Annotated in this window: 4 protein-coding genes; all 4 read right to left on the minus strand. The window is 39.9% G+C overall.

The features are described 5' to 3' along the window. On the minus strand, positions 1–1,052 hold a 1,052-nt coding region (locus HXY53_06450; protein NWF76200.1), incomplete at its 3' end, for a hypothetical protein. Positions 1,053–1,237: 185 nt separating this feature from the next. Next, complete coding sequence (locus HXY53_06455) at positions 1,238–1,969, minus strand: ABC transporter permease (protein ID NWF76201.1); 732 nt, start codon at positions 1,967–1,969, stop codon at positions 1,238–1,240. After that, complete coding sequence (locus HXY53_06460) at positions 1,966–2,928, minus strand: ATP-binding cassette domain-containing protein (protein ID NWF76202.1); 963 nt, start codon at positions 2,926–2,928, stop codon at positions 1,966–1,968. Before HXY53_06460 ends, HXY53_06455 begins: the two co-directional genes overlap by 4 nt. Before the next feature lie 94 nt (positions 2,929–3,022). After that, the coding region (locus HXY53_06465) for a sulfite exporter TauE/SafE family protein (GenBank protein NWF76203.1) at positions 3,023–3,277 on the minus strand (255 nt) is incomplete at its 5' end.

Below are 3,277 nucleotides of genomic sequence, written 5' to 3' on the forward strand. Positions count from 1 at the left end.
TCACATGTTCTCATAGAATTATCAAGGTCATTTCTTACCCAGCCAGAAGGATCATCGCCTTTTCCGAACTGATGTACTTCTTTCCCTTGAATTCTTTTATCAACAGCCTTGCTCCCTGCAGCATGGCAATCAACACATCTGAGCCCTGCAGCCATATGGACATCTGTTCGCGCAGAGAATGCAGCCCCGCGTTTCTTCCAGTCAGGCTTTTTGTGGCATTGAAGGCATGTCTCATTTCGTGGCTCAGGCACAATATGGACGATTACCCTGCCTTCTTCATCAAACTTGCTTTTATCATATGCTACTTTCACAGGTTTGCTATCTTTAATACTTCCGTCAACACTTCCGAAACCGCTTCCTGCAGTTGCTGCCCACTTAAAATTCAAATTTGCAAGGTGTTTGTTCCGTTCTTTAAAGTTATATTCAGGCATATGGCAGAGCAAACAGTCTGCCTCAATTACTCCTGTATCAATCCAGCGTGCCTTGAAATAATCACCATCAAGAGCATTATCCTCTCCTGATTTCATGCTCTGCTTTTTCATGAATTCATCATATCTATTCCCCTCACGGTCATACTCAAGAGGACCTCCGCCTGGATGACAGTTGCCACATGTAGCGGTCACAAAATCAAATGAGGTCATATCAATCATTCTGGCACTATCATTCTTTTTGGGAGCGAGTTGCCGATACAAAGGCGCAGGAGAGCACCACGTTCCGCCATAGTTGCCAGGAGAACTAACCCAGTTATATCTCTTCGCGAAAAGTTCTGGAACTTTCTCGCCTTTGCCCTGTGTGAAATGGAATCCTTCAGTTATCTTGTTGTAATCGTGACATCCAGTTGCACCACATGTCTGCTTAGGTGAATAAGGCTTGTCCGTATTAACATTGTGCACAGGGTCAATAATATTTCCTGCTTCGTCCTTAAGATAAAAAGGCGGACATACTCCTGATGCAGCAGGCTTTTTCTCGGGTTCTTTCAGATTCTCTGCATACAGAGCAAAGCCTACTGAGCAAAAGGCAACAACTATAACAAAAATAATTAATCGCTTCACTTTAAACCTCCATATTTCTTTACATTAAATTCAGTTCTATATTTCACCGCGCAAACGATAAGTGCCTCCAATGCTTATAGTATCGGTTTGTATGATATGACTATATTTTGTTAAATCAGCATCAGCAGCACTGTATCCCGGAATCGGGCTGAAAAGCAAAGCCAATAAGATAATTACAAACGATTTCAGGACATCCTGCCTTTCAATATCTTTGCCGATAATTCAAGTAATACAAAAGCAAAGATTGTTAGAACAAGCAAACTCAATACAGGATGCATTATTTGATATTGATAACCAAAAGAAAATCTTATACTGTCGATGCTATAAGTAAGTGGCATCAGATACGCTATCGGTTTTATTATTGACGGCAGACTATTTACCGGTATAAAAACACCGCTCAGGAAGATCATCGGAAATCGGAAGAGATTTGCTAAAGTCTGTGCCTCAAATACCTGTTTCACTGAGACAGATACAAACGCCCCAAGGGCAGAAAATGCAAATGACGATATGATGACAGATGCCAGAAACAACAAGGGGTTTTCAAGATGAAATGGGAACAGAATAATCAGACCCAGGAGAAAAATTATCGTAACAGACAGGCCAAAACCGGCTCCACCCGATATCTTTCCCGCCAAAATAGTCGTTACTGACACAGGATAAAGCAATAGTCTCTCAAGAGCACCTGTCATTCTTTCAAATGTTATAACTATTGCCTCCATAGAAGTAGTGCTGAAAAGGAGACTTAGTGCCAGTAGCCCCGGAATCAGATGTGAAAATTCCATGGGACTTCTGAGATAAAATGCAAGAATAAACACAAGTGGGAATAAAATACCCCAGCTTATGTTTGGCGGCTTAAAATAATATGCCTTCATATCTTTCAGAGCTATAAAAAAAGCACCTCTTAATGCATTTTTCATTTCCCGCTACCTTTTTCCTGAACCATTGTTTCCCTCTTAAGTCCTGTAATCTCTACAAAGGCATCTTCAAGGGATGGTGTCACAGTATTTATGGATTCTATTTGTAAATTGTTATCCTTAATGAAATCAGAAAATTCTTTAATGAAAGCCTCAAGATCATTTATGAAAAATCTGAATACATCCTCCTTTTTCTCATATCTAAATGCTGTGGTTATCTTTGAAAACTCCTTTTCAATAAAATCGGCATGTGAAATTATTTTGACATCAAATGCCTTTTCTATTCCGACAGATTTTTTCAATGCCTCCGGGGTATCAATGGTAATGATTTTACCTCTGACAATAATGGCAATCCTGTCGCAAAGCCTGTCTGCCTCTTCAATATAATGTGTGGTAAGAAGTATTGTAATCCCTCTATTTTTCAGTGATTGTATAATCTCCCTCAATGACCTTGCGCTCATTACATCAAGACCTGTTGTAGGTTCATCAAGGAATAAAACCGGCGGGTCATGAATAAGAGAAGCTGCTACAGTGAGTTTTCTCTTCATGCCACTTGATAATTTTCCGAAAGGCACATCGCTTTTTTCTTGAAGACCAAACATATAGAGAAGCTCTTTTGACTTTGTCTTTATATTCCTTGTGCTCATTCCATAGAGCCTTCCTGCAAAGACAAGATTATCAAAACAGGTGAGTTCAGGATATAAGTTGGATGTCTCAGGAACTACTCCGATGCTTTTCTTCACCATCACTGGATTGTTCATAACATCATATCCCATTATCGTGGCAGTTCCTGATGAAGGTCTTGTCAACCCTGAAAGTATCCTGATAGTTGTGGTCTTGCCCGCACCATTTGGACCAAGAAGACCGAAAACCTCTCCCTTCCTTATCGTGAAATTAATTCCGTCAAGGGCTGGGAATGTGTTATAACTTTTCCTCAGTTCTTTTACTCTGACTGCTTCCATTTCATAATTTCTTCAGCAACAGAATTAATATAGCTCTTTTTCATAATATGTGGGTAAATTGTCACCCTGAGCCTGTCGAAGGGTGACAGAAGTCTCATTTTATTAAATCCCAGACCATCTTCACCGCTATAATATATAATATTAGACCTATTGCTATTTTTACCTGTTTACCGCTCAATTTCTTTTTCATCAGATAAGCTCCAAACAAAGCGCCTGCAATTGAACCAATTGCACAAAAAATCAATAGTTTAATATCAATATTCCCGAGGGAAACATGGCCTAAGAATCCTGAGAATGAGGAGAATATCACGATAAAAGCCGTTGTTGCCGCCGCCTTTTTCGGATTAAA

The sequence above is a fragment of the Nitrospirota bacterium genome (genome assembly GCA_013388455.1).
Lineage (GTDB): Bacteria > Nitrospirota > Thermodesulfovibrionia > Thermodesulfovibrionales > SM23-35 > JACAFF01.